Here is a 15,491-nt window from a genome sequence, read left to right as displayed (position 1 = left end):
CACATCCCCGCCGCGCAGCAGCGTGGGCGGCCCGTGCCGGCATCCTCGGAAGCGGCTGCACGATGCGGGCCGGAAACTGGCTCCCGAATCGGTCCACCCCGGGATGGCCAGTCAAGGGAAGCTTGTCAGGCCCGGTGCGCGTTGCAACCGTCCTGCAGCACGGGACGGGCCCTCGGGCTCTTGCATCGAGGGAATAGGCCATGGCAACGCAACGACGATCTTTCCTCCAGGCAGCGGCCGCGACGCTGGCAATGCCTTCCGTGGTGTCGGCCCAGGGCGGTCCGGGGCGGGCCAACCTGCTGCGCTTCGTGCCGCAATCCGACCTCGCCGTGCTCGACCCGATCTGGAGCACCGCCTACGTCACCCGCAACCACGCCATGCTGGTGTTCGATACGCTCTACGGGCTGGACAACCAGTACCGGCCGCAGCCGCAGATGCTGGCGGGCCACGAGACGGGCGAGAACGGCAAGCTGTGGCGGCTGACCCTGCGCGACGGCCTGCGCTGGCACGACGGCGAGCCGGTGCTGGCGCGGGACTGCGTGGCCTCCATCCGGCGCTGGGCGGCCCGCGACGGCTTCGGGCAAACCCTGCTCGCCGCCACGGAGGAACTCTCGGCGGAAAGCGACACGGTCATCCGCTTCCGACTGAAAGCCCCCTTCCCGCTCTTGCCGGACGCGCTGGGCAAGGCCGGCTCCGCCATCTGCGCCATGATGCCGGAGCGGCTGGCGAACACCGACCCTTTCACCCCCGTCACGGAGATGGTGGGCAGCGGCCCCTTCCGCTTTCTGCCGGCTGAGCGCGTGGCCGGATCGCGCGTGGTCTACGAACGCTTCGGCGACTACGTCCCGCGCCCGGACGGCCAGGCAGAGTTCACTGCCGGCCCCAAGCGGGCCTTCTTCGACCGCGTCGAGTGGAACGTGCTGCCCGACGCCGCCACCGCCGCCAACGCGATGCGGACGGGCGAGATGGACTGGTGGGAGAACCCCGCCGCCGACCTGTTGCCGCTGCTGAAGCGCGACAGCAACCTCACCGTCACCGTGCAGGACAGCGCCGGCTATATCGGCTGCCTGCGCTTCAACCACCTGCAGCCGCCCTTCAACAACCCCGCGCTGCGCCGCGCCCTGCTGGGAGCGGTGCGGCAGGACGACTACATGATGGCCGTGGCGGGCACGGACCCGGCGAACTGGAACGACAAGATCGGCTTCTTCCCCCCGGACACGTCCATGGCTAGCGCCGCGGGAATGCAGGCCCTGACCGCGCCGCGCGACCTGGAAGCGGTGAGGCGCGCCGTGGCTGCCTCCGGCTATCGCGGCGAGACGGTGGTGCTGCTCTCGCCCTCCGACTTCCCGACGCTGAAGGCGATGGCCGATGTGGGGGCTGCGATGCTGCGGGAGGTCGGGCTGAACCTGGACGAGCAGGCGATGGACTGGGGCTCGGTGGTGCAGCGCCTGCCCAAGCGCGACCCGGTGGAGGCGGGCGGCTGGAGCCTATTCCACACCTTCTGGTCCGGCATCGACCAGATCAATCCCGCCGTGCACAGCTACCTGCGTGGCCGCGGCACTGCTTCGGCCAATGGCTGGCCCACCAGCGAGAGGCTGGAGGAGTTGCGCGACCAGTGGCTCGCGGCGCCCGACATCGCGGAGCAGAAGGCGATCGCCGCGCAGATCCAGCAGCAGGCCTTCCAGGACGTGCCCTATATCCCCGTGGGGCAGATGCTGGCCTCCACCGTGCACCGGCGCGACATCGAGGGCGTGCTGAAGGGCTTCGTGCTGTTCTGGAACGCGCGCCGGGTGTGAACCGTGCTGAACCTGCTCACCGATATCCCCGGCCTCGGCGTCGGGCACGCCACCGACCTCCTCCTGGGATCGGGCGTGACGGCGGTGGTGTTCGATGCGCCGGCCGTGGCGGCGGTCAGCCTCCGCGGCGGTGCGCCCGGCACGCGCGACACCGACCTGCTGCGCCCCGAGGCCACGGTGGAGCGGGTGGACGCCATCGTGCTGTCGGGCGGCTCCACCTTCGGGCTGGACGCCGCGGGCGGGGTGCAGGCGGCGCTGCGCGAAACCGGGCGCGGGACCCTGTTCGGCGGCATGCCCATCCCGCTCGCCCCGCAGGCGATCCTGTTCGACCTGCTGAGCGGTGGCAACAAGGACTGGGGCCGCTTCCCGCCCTACCGGGACCTCGGCTACGCCGCCGCTCGTGCGGCAGCGCCCGGCCCCTTTGCCCTCGGTTCGGTCGGTGCGGGCACCGGCGCGACCACGGCCACGGCCAAGGGCGGGCTGGGCTCGGCCAGTGCGGTCACTGCCGGCGGCTTCCGGGTGGCGGCGATTGCCGCGGTGAACGCGGTGGGCTCGCCCCTGGTGGGGGAGGGTCCCTGGTTCTGGGCCGCGCCTTTCGAGCGCGAGGCCGAGTTCGGCGGCCTCGGCCTGCCGCCGACTTTTCGCCCCGAGCACTGGGCGCCGCGGCTGAAGGGCGGCGCGGGCACGGCCACCACGATCGGCTTGGTGGTCACCGACGCCGCGCTGAGCAAGCCGCAGGCGAGCCGGCTGGCGACCATGGCGGATGACGGCCTGGCCCGCGCCGTGCTGCCGGCCCATGCGCCCACTGACGGCGACACGATCTTCGCCGCGGCCACCGGGGCGGTGCCGCTGCGCGATCCGGTGCGCGACCTGACCGAGATCGGCTTCGCCGCCACGCTGGTGATGGCCCGGGCCATTGCGCGCGGCGTGTTCCACGCGACGGCCCTGCCAGGCGGGCAGGCCGCGTGGCGGGACAAGTTCGGGAGCCTGTGACGGCTGCGGGCCAGGGCGTCTAGGGGCGGGGCCGCAGTCCCGGCCCGCCGAGCGGACGGCACTCAGCGACGCAGCCTCGCGGCGTCAGGTCGGCATCACGACTGAAAGGGTTATCCGTCGCGGGCAAGTGGTGGAGCTGAGGGGAATCGAACCCCTGACCTCCTCATTGCGAACGAGGCGCTCTCCCATCTGAGCTACAGCCCCATGCCCGCTAAGGCGGGCGGCTTATCTCCCAGGGGCCGGGCGGCGTCAAGCACCACCATCCGCGCCGCCGGCGCTTGCCCAAGCCACCGCCGCCCCATACACCCGCCGAAGCAATTCAGGGGGTTCGAGGCGCGGCGATGGAGGCTCTGTTCTGGCTGGTCCTGCAGTTGATCGATCTCTACGTCTGGGCCCTGATCCTGTCGGCCGTGTTCAGCCTCCTGACCTCCTTTGGCGTGCTGGACACCCGCAACCGGCTGGTCTGGACGGTGGGCGATTTCCTGTACCGCATCACCGAACCCGCGCTGCGGCCGATCCGGCGCTTCCTGCCCGACCTCGGCGGCATCGATATCTCGCCGGTGATCCTGATCCTGCTGCTCAAGGCGCTGCAGATCTTCATCGGGCGCAGCCTGGCGCCGATGTTCCTGTGACCGCCTGGCGTGCCGTGCCCGATGGGCTGGAGCTGCGCGTGCGGGCCCAGCCCCGGGCCCGCCGCCCCGGCCTGTCCGGCCTCGCGCCGGGGGTGAACGGCCCACGCCTGCGCGTCGCCGTGACCGCGGCGCCCGAGGACGGCGCCGCCAACCGTGCCGTGGCCGGCACCCTGGCCGAGGCGCTGGGCGTGCCACCCTCCGCCGTGACGCTGCTCGCCGGCAGCACGTCGCGCGAGAAGCTGTTCCGCGTGCGCGGCGAGTCGGCCACCCTGGTCGCGGCGCTGGAGCGCGTGGCGTGACCGCGCGCATCCTCGACGGCAAGGCGCTCGCGGCGCGACGCCGGACTGCGCTGGCGCAGCAGGTGGCCGCCCTGCCCTTCCGCCCCGGGCTGCGCGTGGTGCGGGTGGGCGACGACCCCGCGAGCGGCGTTTACGTCCGCAACAAGGACCGCGCGGCGCGCGAGGCCGGGCTGGACAGCGAAACGATCCACCTGCCCGAAGCCACCACGGAGGCCGAGCTGCTGGCCGTGGTGCACCGCCTGAACGAGGACCCGGCGGTGGACGGCATCCTGGTGCAGCTGCCGCTGCCTCCGCAGATCCGACAGGACGCGGTGCTGGATGCGGTGGATCCGGCCAAGGACGTGGACGGCTTCCACCCCGTCAACGGCGGCGCCCTGCTGGCCGGGCGCCCGGGGCTGGTGCCCTGCACGCCCAGGGGCGTGATGCTGCTGCTGGAGGAGGCCGGGGTGTCGCCGCGGGGTGCCCGAGCGGTGGTGCTGGGCCGCTCCACCATCGTCGGCCGGCCGATGTCGCTGCTGCTGCTCAACGCCGACGCCACCGTGACCACCGCGCATTCCCGCACCCGCGACCTCGCGGCGGAATGCCGGCGGGCCGAGATCCTGGTCTGCGCCGTGGGCCGGGCCGAGCTGGTGCGCGGTGACTGGGTCGCGCCGGGCGCCATCGTGATCGATGTCGGCATCAACCGCGGGGCGGATGGCCGACTGGTGGGCGACGTGGCCTTTGCCGAAGCCTCGGCCCATGCCGGCGCCATTACCCCGGTGCCGGGCGGCGTGGGTCCCATGACTATCGCCTGCCTGCTGGAGAACACGGTGCAGGCCGCCCTGGCGCGGCGCGCGGGGTGAACCGGCCGGGGCAGCACGCCCGGCGGGGGAAGCTGGGCCCGCAGGCCCGGATGGCGGTGCCTCGGACAGGGCACCGCGGGCCGGGTGGATTTTCGTGCAGGCCAGGGCGGAAGCGCGCCATCCCGGCGCGATGGCCGGGGTGAGAGGGACGCGATGAAGGCGGCCGATCTCGGGCTCGTGGTGGCCTTCGTGCTGATCTGGGGCTCGGCCTTCAACACGGCCAAGGTGGTGGTGACGGAATGGTCGCCGCTCTGGGCGCTGGCCATCCGCTTCGCGCTGACGGCGCCGCTGCTGCTGGCGATCATGCTGGCCATGCGGCAGCGGCTGCCGCGCGGGGCGGATCTCGGGCGCGTGGGGCTGATGGGGCTGCTGGGAACCGGCGGCTACCTCACCTTTTCCTGGGTGGCGATGGCGCATATCGGCTCGGGGCTGGTGGCGATCATCTCGGCCGCGGCGCCGCTGTTCGTGGCGCTGGGTGAGGCGACGCTGTTCCGGCGGCGCTTCCCGGCGCTGGCCTGGGTAGGGCTGCTGCTGGGCTGGGTGGGGGTGGCGCTGCTGGGCGGGTCGCGCGCGCTGGGCGGGCTGCACGAGGGCGAGGCGATCGGCTTCCTGTTCGCGCTGCTGGGCGCGGCCTCGCAGGCGGCGGGGCTGCTGTGCTTCGCGCCGGCGCGCGGGCGGGTGCAGCTCTGGGCTGCCTCCTTCGGGCAGAGCCTGGTGAGTGCGGCGATGCTGCTGCCGATCGCGGTGCTGATCGAAGGGGCACCGCCGGTGTCGCTGGGGACGCCGACCCTGCTGGCGCTGCTCTACACCATCTTCGTGGTGGGGATCGGCGGCTACGCGCTGCTGTTCGTGATCCTGCGGCGCTTCCCGCCCTCCACCGCGGCGGCGCTGCAACTGCTGGCCCCGCCGGTGGCGGCGCTGCTGGGCTGGGCCTTCCTGCGGGAAAGCCTGGGCTGGGCCGACCTGATCGGCGGGGCGATCACGCTGTTGGGGTTGTGCCTGCTGTTCCAGGCTAGGGCGCGCGTCCCGGGCTGAGGCGGGGTGGCTGCTGCGGCGACCGGAGGCACCGGGGTGGTTTGATCCGCCGGGGTGGACGCAGGGATTCGGCCGGGAAAGGCTGCCGGGGGTTGGTGCCGGCCCCCTGCCCTGCCCGGTCCTGCGGTTCGGTCCGGCTGAGGCGGGTTTCGCGCGGGGTTGCGCGGGCGGGGCGGCGGCGCGGGAAGCGCTGCCGCCCCGGGCCGTCACAGGGCGCCGCCCTTGCGGCCGGCCATGGCGCCGAGGCGCAGGCGCAGGGCGTTGAGCTTGATGAAGCCCTGGGCATCGAACTGGTCGTAGGCGCCTTGGTCTTCCTCGAAGGTCACGTGCTTCATCGAGTACAGGCTGTTGGGCGACTGGCGGCCGGTGACGATGGTGTTTCCCTTGTAGAGCTTGAGGCGGACCTCGCCGGAGACGCTGTTCTGGCTGGCGTCGGCCAGGGCCTGGAGCATGCGGCGCTCGGGGGAGAACCAGAAGCCGTTGTACACCAGCTCGGCGTAGCGGGGCATCAGGCTGTCCTTGAGGTGGGCGGCCTCGCGGTCCAGCGTGATGCTCTCCATCGCGCGGTGGGCGACGTAGAGGATGGTGCCGCCGGGCGTCTCGTAGGCGCCGCGGGACTTCATGCCGACAAAGCGGTTCTCCACCAGGTCGAGGCGGCCGATGCCGTTCTCCTTGCCCAGGGCGTTGAGGCGAGTCAGCAGCGTGGCGGGGGAGAGGGCTTCGCCGTTGAGGCCGACGGCGTCGCCGCGCTCGAACTGGACCGTGATCTCGGTGGCGCGGTCGGGTGCATCCTCGGGGCGGATGGTGCGCTGCCAGACGATCTCCTCCGGCTCGTCCCAGGGGTCCTCCAGGACCTTGCCCTCGCTGCTGCTGTGCAGGAGGTTAGCGTCCACGCTGAAGGGGGCTTCGCCGCGCTTGTCCTTGGCGATGGGGATCTGGTGGGCTTCGGCGAATTCCAGGAGCTTGGTGCGGCTGGTGAGGTCCCATTCCCGCCAGGGGGCGATCACCTTCACGTCCGGCTTGAGGGCGTAGTAGGCGATCTCGAACCGCACCTGGTCGTTGCCCTTGCCGGTGGCACCGTGGGCCACGGCGTCGGCGCCGACCTGCTCGGCGATGGCGATCTGGCGCTGGGCGATCAGGGGGCGGGCGATGGAGGTGCCCAGGAGGTACATGCCCTCGTACAGGGCGTTCATGCGGAACATCGGGAAGATGTAATCGCGGGTGAATTCTTCCCGCAGGTCGTCCATGAAGACGTTCTCGGGCTTGATGCCCAGCAGCAGCGCCTTGTCGCGGGCGGGGCCCAGTTCCTCACCCTGGCCGAGGTCGGCGGTGAAGGTCACGACCTCACACCGGTAGGTGGTTTGCAGCCACTTCAGGATCACGGAAGTGTCCAGCCCGCCGGAATAGGCCAGCACCACCTTCTTCACGTCCTTCACAGCCATCTCAGGGGCACCTTCCGGGGAAACGAGCCACCGGATTTGCCGCAGTGCGGCGGTGCGGGCAAGGCGGCGGCGCGCCGGCCGTGGCGGCGGCGGTCATGCCCAGGCGAGGCGGACGGTGCGGGGGATGCGGGCGCGGCCGAGGGCGGCGCGGCCCAGGGCGGCCAGGGTGCGGAGGTGGTCGCGCAGCGCCAGCAGCCCCGCCTTGTCCAGGCTGGCCCGGGGCAGCGGTACGCGGCGGAGGGTTTCGGACAAATCGGGGTCGGGCAGCAGCCAGGGCGGGCCGTTGAGGGCGGAACGCAGGCCGAGGCGGCGGATCAGTGTCAGCAGGGCCGGGCCGCCGAGGCGCGCAGCGGGTAGCGTGCACGGAGCAGTTGTCCAGGATCAGATCGGGGTGGCCACGTAGCATGCAGACCAGCGTAATTTGCGTCAGGAGACTGGTGCAAATAGGTCGGGATCGTCGATCTAACGGCACTGTCAGCACAACCAGAAGTAATACTTAAAGCTGCCTTTAATGAATTAAGGCGGCGAGGTCATCGAGAAATGCACGGTCGCAACGCTGGCACGGGCTTGTGCCTGGACTCCGAATCACCTTGCCCGGCGATTCCACAACCCTAAGCGTGCCAGCTCCGCGGTTGCTCGGGCCTATGTGGACTGCGAATGGTGGGGGAGCGGCTGCGCGAACGCTATAACTGCCTGTCCCGCTACGACGCCACCACCGTACCGGTCTAGTCCTACAGCGCCTTGGACAGCGCGACTCAGTTCAGGACAACAACTTGACTTCCCACAAGCTCGCGTTGTTAAATCATAAAAACGAGGAGAATTAACCTTATGGGAATAAATCAGCTCAAGGTGGCGCCTTGGTATGCTGACGCTGTTAGTCTTATAAAGCCGACGGTCTCGAAGCGGGGCACTATCCGTGTTTTGGAGGCTGGCGGTGGCGCTGACCGGTTCGTGGAGCTTCCGGATGCCATTTATACAGTTGTCGATATTTCTCCTGAACAACTTACTCAGAACAGCTACGCCGACGTCAAACTGCTTGGAGACATTCAAATATTCGACTACGGGGATCGCCGTTTTGACCTTATAATTTTCTGGGACGTCTTGGAGCATGTCGCAGAGCCGATAGCTGCTGTGCGAAGAGCGATGTCAGCTTTAGACCTTGGCGGCATCATTGTTATCAAAGGCCCTCTTCTTCGCTCAACTAAAAGCCTAATGACTAGTCTCACTCCATGGTGGTTTCACGTTCTATACTATCGCTACGTCCTGGGAAGTAATATGGCCGGCAAACCCGGACACGCCCCTTTTAGAACGGAACACTCCAAAGGGGCTGACGGGGATGAGCTTAAAGATCTCACGGCGAGGATGGGTTTTAAGATCCTTGCATTCAATGTATATGTATCAGATCAAGTCCAAACATTGCAGAGTAAGGTACCAATTGCTTTTTTGGCGTACTCAGCACTAGGGGCAGCACTCAGGCTTTTTACACGGGGTCGATACGGCAGCCGGGAAACAGATTTTCTCTTACTGATTAGCAAACCAGCTGTCTGAGGACTATACATGAAGCACGCGCGGCAGCGAAAGACGATGCTAGGAAGCTGGATAGTTATGATAGCATCAATCTTGGTAAGCGCGGCTGCAGGTGCGGATGGAGCCCTGCTCAGGACCAACTTCCAGAGTTTCACGACTGGCAGCTATGGCGGTTATGCCGGCATTTGGTATCTTAATCTTGATCCGACTCTGGGACTAGGCCGCAACGCAATTGAGGATGTCGATTACACCAGCAACTTGGTGGTTTACCCTAGCAGCTTCCCGAACAACACGACGGTACGATGGCGCGTTCCCAATAGGCCGCCTACCAAAGCGGGTGTTTATGGATATCTGCTGCTTCACTATGGCAACTACCAGCAGAGCTCTGTCCAAAGCGCTATTACACCTCGCCCGCTGACGGGGATTACAGATCTGACGACGCAAACCGCTTTTACCTACAGTGGTCAGTATAATCGTCATGACGAAGCTGGAATTCTACACGAAATGTGGTTGACGAGTGAGGCACGCGGCAACGGCCAGAGCGTCGACGAATATGCCAAGTTCGAACTGGGCTGCTTCCTTCGCACCGCGAGAACGACCGTCGCTTATATGAATCGTTCCACTCAAGTGGGAACCTATCATGATGGTATCAGAGAATGGACGATCGCGGTCGACTATACGCTTCAGGTTCCGTTTATTATGCTTCGTCCCACTGACCGGGCGGATGTTGTCGGTGAGGTTATGTGGGTTGGAATTTTTAGATATCTTATGCAGAAAGGCATTCTCACCGGAGGTGAATTCTTTAACGGGCTTGCCGTTGGCGTCGAGCCAAGGCAAGGACAAGGCTCCGTAACGTTCGACCGGTTTGAAGTCAGGTATGCTGGAGCACCGTAGTTAACGCGGGAACAAACCGGATCAATGACACAACCTGCTGCACCAGAGGATGCACTTCTGGGACTCACAAAAAGTAATTTACACAAATTACGAATGAGCTTGCCTGCAACCAGGAGCATGCAAACGGTCTGAAGCAGGGCCCGAACGATGAAGCAGAGGTGATCGTAGCACAGAGCGAGGCACTTGTTTTCCAGCCTCCAGGCATTGCTGCGTTCCGCTGACCAGTGGCGCTTGCCCAAGCCTGATCCATGCGGCTGGCGGCGCTTGTTGATGCAACACCTTTAATAATCATGTGATATTGCTGATGAGAGAGTATCCAGTTGTGTGCTGAACAAGTACTCGGAGTCTTGGGACGATCTGCCCTGATGCGCCATTAAGTTCAAACTTTTAGTTGTAAGTAAGAAAATAAAAAAGTGCCCGAGAGATTGGGAAATATATCCAGAGCCGTTTGAAAAAATATATATTGAATACCAGGAAAGTTAAGCTACAGCAAGTTCAAGTTGAGCTTAATGTGATTGACGATGAAGAGCGACGGACTAACATTTTTGAGTGCTATCCCGTCATAGCTTAAGGTCAAGTTCTGAGCGTACAATACAACCATCATGGCGAAAGCGCTGGAGCCGTCCAAGGTTGTAACGTGCTTCAACAGTTTCGGTTTTCTCATCAGCCGGCAGTGGCATTTCAGCCAAAATATGTTTTCGAAAGCCAAACACAAGCTCTGTCTACATTGTAGGCAGCCGCACTTGACATTTAGTGCTAGTGACGAGCTCTGGAGGGCGGCCATGGCAGAAGCAGATTTCTAGAACCGCAATGTAGCACCGCCAACCTCTTCAAACACCAAGCCCCGCGAGAGGTCACTTTTGCGGCAGGTTACTTGTTGGACGCTTCCCCTCTAATCTTCTCCTTTGGCGCTCAAACTAGTTCTGGCCTGCAGTGGTAGAGGATAGCTTGTCACGCGACCGTCACCCTCGCCCGTTGTACCTCCTGTTACCAGCCTGGCGCCCCTCCCCTTCCCGGATTCGCCCATGCGCCGCCTCGCCAACTCCGCCCTGCTGCTCAGCCTCGCCGCCCTGCCCGCCGCCGCGCAGCCCGCCATCACCATCCTTGACAGCGCGGATGCCGCCCTCCGCCTCGGCGAGGTGAGCTTTCCCGGCGGCCGGACGCTGCCGCTGACGGTGGGCATCGGCAGCGCGGCGCATCACCGGCCCGGCGACCCGGCGGAGATCGTCTACACGCTGTCCGACCGCGGCCCGAACTTCACCTGTGAGGAAGGGGTGCGGATCACCGGCCTGCCGCGCGACCGGCTCTGCACCGTGGACCCGAACGGGCGGGTGTATCCCGTGCCGGACTACGCGCCGACGCTGTACGGCGTACGGCTGGACCCGGCGAACCGTGCCTTCCACGTGTTCGAGGCGATCGCGATCAAGGACCGCGACGGCCGCCCGGTGACGGGGCTGACCAACCCCCTGCCCGGCCGCACGGAAACCCCGATCGACGCGCAGGGGCGCCGGCTGGACTACGACCCCGGCGCGATCGACGCCGAGGGGCTGTTCCGCGCGCCCGACGGTTCCTTCTGGATCGGGGAGGAGAACGCGCCCTCCCTGGTGCATGTCGGCGCGGACGGCCGCATCCTGCGCCGCTACGTTCCCGCCGGCGGCACGGCGGGGGAGTTGTCGGGCGCGCGCTACGAGGTGCGGGAGGCGCTGCCGGCCATCCTGGCGCGGCGCATGTCCAACCGCGGGATCGAGAGCCTGACGGGCGCGCCGGATGGCAGCGTGCTCTACGCGATGGTGCAGAACCCGCTGGCCAACCCGGACGCCGCCGCCTATCGCCAGGCGCGCAACACCCGGCTGCTGCGCTTCGACCCGGCGGGGGAGCGGGTGACGGGGGAATGGGTGTACCCGCTGGACGACCCGCGCTCCTTCCGGCTGGACCCGTCGAACAACCAGTCGGCGCCGCGGATCAGCGAGATGGCCTGGCTCGGCCCGGACCGGCTGCTGGTGCTGGAGCGCACGGACGGCACCACCAAGCTGTTCGAGGTGCGGCTGAACGCCGGCGCCACGGACATCGCCGGCAGCCGCTGGGACGACCCGGACACGCGCCCGACGCTGGAGCAGAGCAACGATCTGTCGGGCACGGGGATCACGGCGCTGACGAAGCGGCTGGTGCTGGACACGGCCGATCATCCGGAGCTGCCGGTGAAGCTGGAGGGGATCGCGATCCTGCCGGACGGGACGCTGCTGCTGGTGAACGACGACGATTTCGGCATCGGCGGCGAGCGGACGCGGATCGTGCTGGTGCGCGGGCTCGGGCTGGCGGAGTAGCGCGGGGGGCGCCATGTGTCCGGCTTCCAGAGCGAGGGGGCCGGCATGGCTGGGATCGGGGATTTCTCCGCTAAGGGGCTGGACGGGCGCGAGGTGCCGCTGGCCGATTTTGCGGGGAAGGTGCTGCTGGTGGTGAACACCGCCAGCAAGTGCGGCTTCACCCCGCAGTACGAAGGGCTGGAGGCGCTGCACCGCAAGCTGGCGCCGCGGGGCTTCGCGGTGCTGGGCTTCCCGTGCAACCAGTTCGGCGGGCAGGAGCCGGGGGACGAGGCGGCGATCGGGGCGTTCTGTTCCACGAAGTACGACGTCAGCTTCCCGATGTTCTCCAAGGTGGAGGTGAACGGCGCCGGGGCGCACCCGCTGTGGCGGTGGCTGAAGGGGGAGCGGCCGGGGGTGCTGGGGACCGAGGGGATCAAGTGGAACTTCACCAAGTTCCTGGTGAACCGGCAGGGCGAGGTGGTGGAGCGCTTCGCGCCGACGGCCAAGCCGGCGGACCTGGAGGGGAAGGTCGCGGCGCTGCTGTAGGGAAGGAAGCCGGGGGAAGGTATTCCCCCGGACCCCCATCTATTTTCGTGAGTCAAAGAGGGCTGCCGGATACCGGCAGCCCTCTTTGACTCACGAAAGAAGGAGGGGGCTCGGGGGAGTTCACTCCCCCGACCTTCGCTCCTACGCCGCCGGCCGCCGGACCCGTTCGGATTCCGTCTTGAGCTGCCCGCAGGCGGCCAGGATGTCGCGGCCGCGGGGGCGGCGGATCGGGCTGGCGTAGCCGGCGGCGGAGAGGATCTCGGCGAAGCGGCGGATGGCTTCGGGCTTGGAGGTTCGGTACTCGCTGCCGGGCCAGGGGTTGAACGGGATCAGGTTGACCTTGGCGGGCAGGCCCTTGAGCAGGCGGACGAGTTCGCGCGCCTCAGCCTCACTGTCGTTGACGCCGTCGAGCATGATGTACTCGAAGGTGATACGGCGGGCGTTGGAGGCGTTGGGGTAGCGGCGGCAGGCGGCCATGAGGTCCGCGATGGGGTACTTGCGGTTCAGCGGCACGATGACGTCGCGCAGCTCGTCGGTGACGGCGTGCAGGCTGACGGCAAGGCCGACGTTCAGCTCCGCGCCGCAGCGGTCCATCATCGGCACGACACCGGAGGTGGAGAGGGTGATGCGGCGGCGGGACAGGCCGATGCCCTCGTTGTCCATGACGATGGTTAGGGCCTTGGCGACGTTCTCGTAATTGTAGAGCGGCTCGCCCATGCCCATGACGACGATGTTGGACAGGTGGCGCGGGGTGCCGTCCTTGGGGGATGGCCATTCGCTGTAGGTGTCGCGGGCGGCCATGAACTGGCCGACGATCTCGGCGGCGCCGAGGTTGCGCACCAGCTTCTGGGTGCCGGTGTGGCAGAAGCGGCAGCTCAGCGTGCAGCCGACCTGGGTGGAGATGCAGACGGCGCCGCGGTCTTCTTCCCGGTCGGGGATGTAAACGGTTTCCACCTGCTGCGCGTCGCGGAAGCGGAACAGCCACTTGCGGGTGCCGTCCTTGCTCAGCTGCTCGGTGGAGGTTTCCGGGCGGCCGATGGCGAAGCGCTCGGCCAGGCGCTGCTGCAGGGGGCGCGCGATGGTGGGCATCTTCGCGAAGTCGCGTTCGCCCTGGTGGTAGATCCAGTGCCAGAGCTGGCGGGCGCGGAAGGGCTTCTCGCCCATCGCCAGCATCTCGGCTTCCAGCTCGGCGCGGGACAGGCCGACCAGGTCGCGGCGGCCGTCCGGCAGGGTGGCCGGGGGCGGGGCGAAGAGGGCGGACTTCATCAGGATGCGCGCGGCTTCGTCGGGCGTGACGTCGGTGGGGGCCGCGGGCGCGCGCGGGGCTGCCACGGCCGCGAGGGCGGGGGCGACGGTCACCTCGGGCACCAGGGGGGTGCGCGGGCCGTGGGCCGGTTCGGGTGCGGCGGCGCGGCTTGCGGGCGCCAGGGTCGTGTCGGGGGCGCTCATCGTCGGGCCGGGCATTCGCGGGAGATGGCCTCGTAGGCGGCGGTGAAGCCGCTCAGGGAGAAGGTGTCGGTGGTGGCGCCGCGGGCGCCGCCGCCCTGCGGGCCGGGGCCCTTCACCACCAGCTCGCGCCCGTTGCGAAAGAAGCCGACGGCTTGGGCACCGTTCTGGGCGAAGGCGTTGGTCTGGGCGCCGTAGAAGCGGATCTCGTTGGTGCCAATTTCGCCCTCGACCTGGGTGTCGGCGCGGTCGTTCTCGCGGCGCAAGGTGTAGCCGAGGGCGGCCGCCACCTGGTCGCGCCCCTGCGGGCGGTGGGTCACGGTGAGCATCACGCCCTGACGGGTGCCGCCGCCCTCGGATTTGGTGGCGCGGGTGAAGGCGTAGCAGACCTTGCCACCGCCTTCCTGATGGGTCGCGGCCGTCCAGTTGCCGAAACTGCCGAGGCGCTGGGGCGCGGCGGCATTGCGGGCGGGCTGGGCGAGGGCGGCGAAGGGAACCAGGGCGGCGAGAACCGGGAGCAGGCGCTTCATGGGGCGGGAGATAAGCCCCCGGGGTGTCCCGGTTCAACCGCCCGTATGGCAGAAATGGGGCGGGGCGCCGGGCACCTGGGCGGCCTTTCCGTCGCCGGCCGGACGCGCGAGCATGCGGCGGGCACGCCGTTGCGGGGCCGCGGCGGGCGCCGCGCCGCCACGGCGCGAGGAAAAAGGAAGCAGGGCGATGCGCGACCCAGGCCGCGGTTCGGGTTCCATCCTCGGGCGGCGCGCGGCGCTGGCCCTGGCGGGGGCGGCGCTGCCCTTGCCGGGGCTGCGGGCGCAGGAGCGCGCCGAGGGCTTTCCCAGCCGGCCCGTGCGGCTGGTGCTGGCCTTTGCCGCCGGCGGCAATTCGGACACGCTGGCGCGGCTGATCGCGCCGCGCATGGCGGCGGTGCTGGGGCAGAACGTGGTGATCGACAACCGCGCGGGCGCCGGCGGGGCGCTGGCGGCGGGGCAGGTCGCCTCGGCCCCGGCGGACGGGCACACGCTGCTGTTCGACGCGGCCTCCTTCGTGGTGGCGCAGTTCATCAACCGCAGCCTGCCCTTCAGCTACGAGCGCGACTTCGCGCCCGTCGGGCTGGTGGCGGAGGTGCCCTATATCCTGGCGGTCACCGAGCGCACGGGAATCCGCGACCTCCGCGGCTTCCTGGAGGCGGCGCGCACGGCGCCGGGGGGCCTGAGCTACGGCTCGCCGGGGGTGGGCAACACCGGGCACCTGGCGGGGGCGCTGCTGGCGCAGCGCACGGGGGTGCGGCTGGAACACGTGCCGTATCGCGGCGGGGCGGAGGTGGCGCGCGACCTGGCGGCCGGGACGCTGGAAAGCGGCTTCCTGTCGGCCAATTCGCTGAACCCGGTGCTGGACGGCGGGCGGGCGCGGGCCATCGCGGTGACCAGCGCGCGGCCCAATGCCATCCCCGGCGTGCCCGGCTTCGCGGCCGGCGGCGGGCCGGAGATCGACCTGACCAGCTGGAACGCGCTGTTCTGTCGCAGTGGCACGCCCGACGCGGTGCGGGCGCGGCTGACGGCGGCGGTGGACCACGCCACCGCCGACCCGGAACTGCGCGCCCGCTTCGCCGAGATTGGCGCCACCGCCACCGCCGCCGAGCCGGCGCGGCTGGCCGAGCGGGTGGAGAACGAGCGGCGGCTGGTGCAGGAGTTGATCCGCGAGGCGGGGCTCAGCCTGGGGTGAAGCCCGGCCGGGCC

15 protein-coding genes and 1 tRNA gene are annotated in these 15,491 nt (G+C 68.3%); 11 read left to right on the top strand and 5 right to left on the bottom strand.

The genetic code is table 11. From position 1 onward, the window contains the following. Nucleotides 1–200: 200 nt before the first annotated feature. A complete protein-coding gene (locus ACLIBK_RS08575) occupies nucleotides 201–1,796 on the top strand; it encodes an ABC transporter substrate-binding protein (protein WP_415386827.1) in 1,596 nt (531 codons plus the stop codon). 3 nt (nucleotides 1,797–1,799) lie between these two features. Then, nucleotides 1,800–2,789 carry a P1 family peptidase gene (locus tag ACLIBK_RS08570; protein WP_415386826.1) on the top strand — a complete coding sequence of 330 codons (990 nt, stop codon included), beginning with the start codon at nucleotides 1,800–1,802 and terminating at the stop codon, nucleotides 2,787–2,789. 128 nt (nucleotides 2,790–2,917) lie between these two features. Here ACLIBK_RS08570 and ACLIBK_RS08565 read toward each other — a convergent pair. Next, a tRNA-Ala gene (locus ACLIBK_RS08565) sits at nucleotides 2,918–2,993 on the bottom strand. A gap of 137 nt (nucleotides 2,994–3,130) precedes the next feature. Here ACLIBK_RS08565 and ACLIBK_RS08560 point away from each other — a divergent pair. The 4 genes from ACLIBK_RS08560 (at nucleotide 3,131) to ACLIBK_RS08545 (ending at nucleotide 5,597) form a co-directional block, all read left to right on the top strand. Continuing rightward, complete coding sequence (locus tag ACLIBK_RS08560; protein WP_415386825.1) at nucleotides 3,131–3,421, top strand: YggT family protein; 291 nt, start codon at nucleotides 3,131–3,133, stop codon at nucleotides 3,419–3,421. Beyond that, complete coding sequence (locus tag ACLIBK_RS08555) at nucleotides 3,418–3,720, top strand: DUF167 domain-containing protein (RefSeq protein WP_415386824.1); 303 nt, start codon at nucleotides 3,418–3,420, stop codon at nucleotides 3,718–3,720. The genes ACLIBK_RS08560 and ACLIBK_RS08555 overlap by 4 nt, the downstream gene beginning before the upstream one ends. Next, nucleotides 3,717–4,562: a bifunctional methylenetetrahydrofolate dehydrogenase/methenyltetrahydrofolate cyclohydrolase FolD gene (folD, locus tag ACLIBK_RS08550; protein WP_415386823.1), complete on the top strand. Its 846-nt coding sequence runs from the start codon at nucleotides 3,717–3,719 to the stop codon at nucleotides 4,560–4,562. The genes ACLIBK_RS08555 and folD overlap by 4 nt, the downstream gene beginning before the upstream one ends. A gap of 153 nt (nucleotides 4,563–4,715) precedes the next feature. Beyond that, the gene (locus ACLIBK_RS08545; protein WP_415386822.1) at nucleotides 4,716–5,597 is read left to right on the top strand and encodes a DMT family transporter; all 882 of its coding nucleotides are present in this window, start codon (nucleotides 4,716–4,718) and stop codon (nucleotides 5,595–5,597) included. Between the two features lie 206 nt (nucleotides 5,598–5,803). Here the strand turns inward: ACLIBK_RS08545 and ACLIBK_RS08540 are convergent, their stop codons facing one another. Beyond that, nucleotides 5,804–7,039, bottom strand: a complete 1,236-nt coding sequence (locus tag ACLIBK_RS08540) for an argininosuccinate synthase (RefSeq protein ID WP_415386821.1) — start codon at nucleotides 7,037–7,039, stop codon at nucleotides 5,804–5,806. Nucleotides 7,040–7,132: 93 nt separating this feature from the next. Next, nucleotides 7,133–7,291 (bottom strand): hypothetical protein, encoded by a 159-nt coding sequence (locus tag ACLIBK_RS08535; protein WP_415386820.1) that lies wholly within the window; start codon nucleotides 7,289–7,291, stop codon nucleotides 7,133–7,135. 576 nt (nucleotides 7,292–7,867) lie between these two features. Between ACLIBK_RS08535 and ACLIBK_RS08530 the strand changes: the two genes are divergently transcribed. The 4 genes from ACLIBK_RS08530 (at nucleotide 7,868) to ACLIBK_RS08515 (ending at nucleotide 12,309) form a co-directional block, all read left to right on the top strand. Next, a complete protein-coding gene (locus ACLIBK_RS08530) occupies nucleotides 7,868–8,587 on the top strand; it encodes a class I SAM-dependent methyltransferase (protein WP_415386819.1) in 720 nt (239 codons plus the stop codon). A gap of 9 nt (nucleotides 8,588–8,596) precedes the next feature. Beyond that, entirely contained in the window at nucleotides 8,597–9,460 is an 864-nt protein-coding gene (locus tag ACLIBK_RS08525; RefSeq protein WP_415386818.1) for a hypothetical protein, read from the top strand. Between the two features lie 1,025 nt (nucleotides 9,461–10,485). After that, nucleotides 10,486–11,784 (top strand): esterase-like activity of phytase family protein, encoded by a 1,299-nt coding sequence (locus ACLIBK_RS08520; RefSeq protein ID WP_415386817.1) that lies wholly within the window; start codon nucleotides 10,486–10,488, stop codon nucleotides 11,782–11,784. Nucleotides 11,785–11,829: 45 nt separating this feature from the next. Continuing rightward, the gene (locus ACLIBK_RS08515; RefSeq protein ID WP_415386816.1) at nucleotides 11,830–12,309 is read left to right on the top strand and encodes a glutathione peroxidase; all 480 of its coding nucleotides are present in this window, start codon (nucleotides 11,830–11,832) and stop codon (nucleotides 12,307–12,309) included. Nucleotides 12,310–12,450: 141 nt separating this feature from the next. Here ACLIBK_RS08515 and rlmN read toward each other — a convergent pair whose 3' ends face one another. Beyond that, nucleotides 12,451–13,668: a 23S rRNA (adenine(2503)-C(2))-methyltransferase RlmN gene (gene rlmN / locus ACLIBK_RS08510; protein ID WP_415386898.1), complete on the bottom strand. Its 1,218-nt coding sequence runs from the start codon at nucleotides 13,666–13,668 to the stop codon at nucleotides 12,451–12,453. Between the two features lie 86 nt (nucleotides 13,669–13,754). Beyond that, a complete protein-coding gene (locus ACLIBK_RS08505; RefSeq protein WP_415386815.1) occupies nucleotides 13,755–14,285 on the bottom strand; it encodes an invasion associated locus B family protein in 531 nt (176 codons plus the stop codon). Between the two features lie 187 nt (nucleotides 14,286–14,472). Here ACLIBK_RS08505 and ACLIBK_RS08500 point away from each other — a divergent pair, with 187 nt between their 5' ends. After that, nucleotides 14,473–15,477: a Bug family tripartite tricarboxylate transporter substrate binding protein gene (locus ACLIBK_RS08500; RefSeq protein ID WP_415386814.1), complete on the top strand. Its 1,005-nt coding sequence runs from the start codon at nucleotides 14,473–14,475 to the stop codon at nucleotides 15,475–15,477. The last annotated feature ends 14 nt before the right edge of the window (nucleotides 15,478–15,491 follow it).

Source organism: Roseomonas sp. BN140053 (assembly GCF_047690175.1).
GTDB lineage: Bacteria > Pseudomonadota > Alphaproteobacteria > Acetobacterales > Acetobacteraceae > Roseomonas.
The sequence above is the reverse complement of the archived record's forward strand: the minus strand, read 5'-3'. Positions and strand labels throughout refer to the sequence as shown.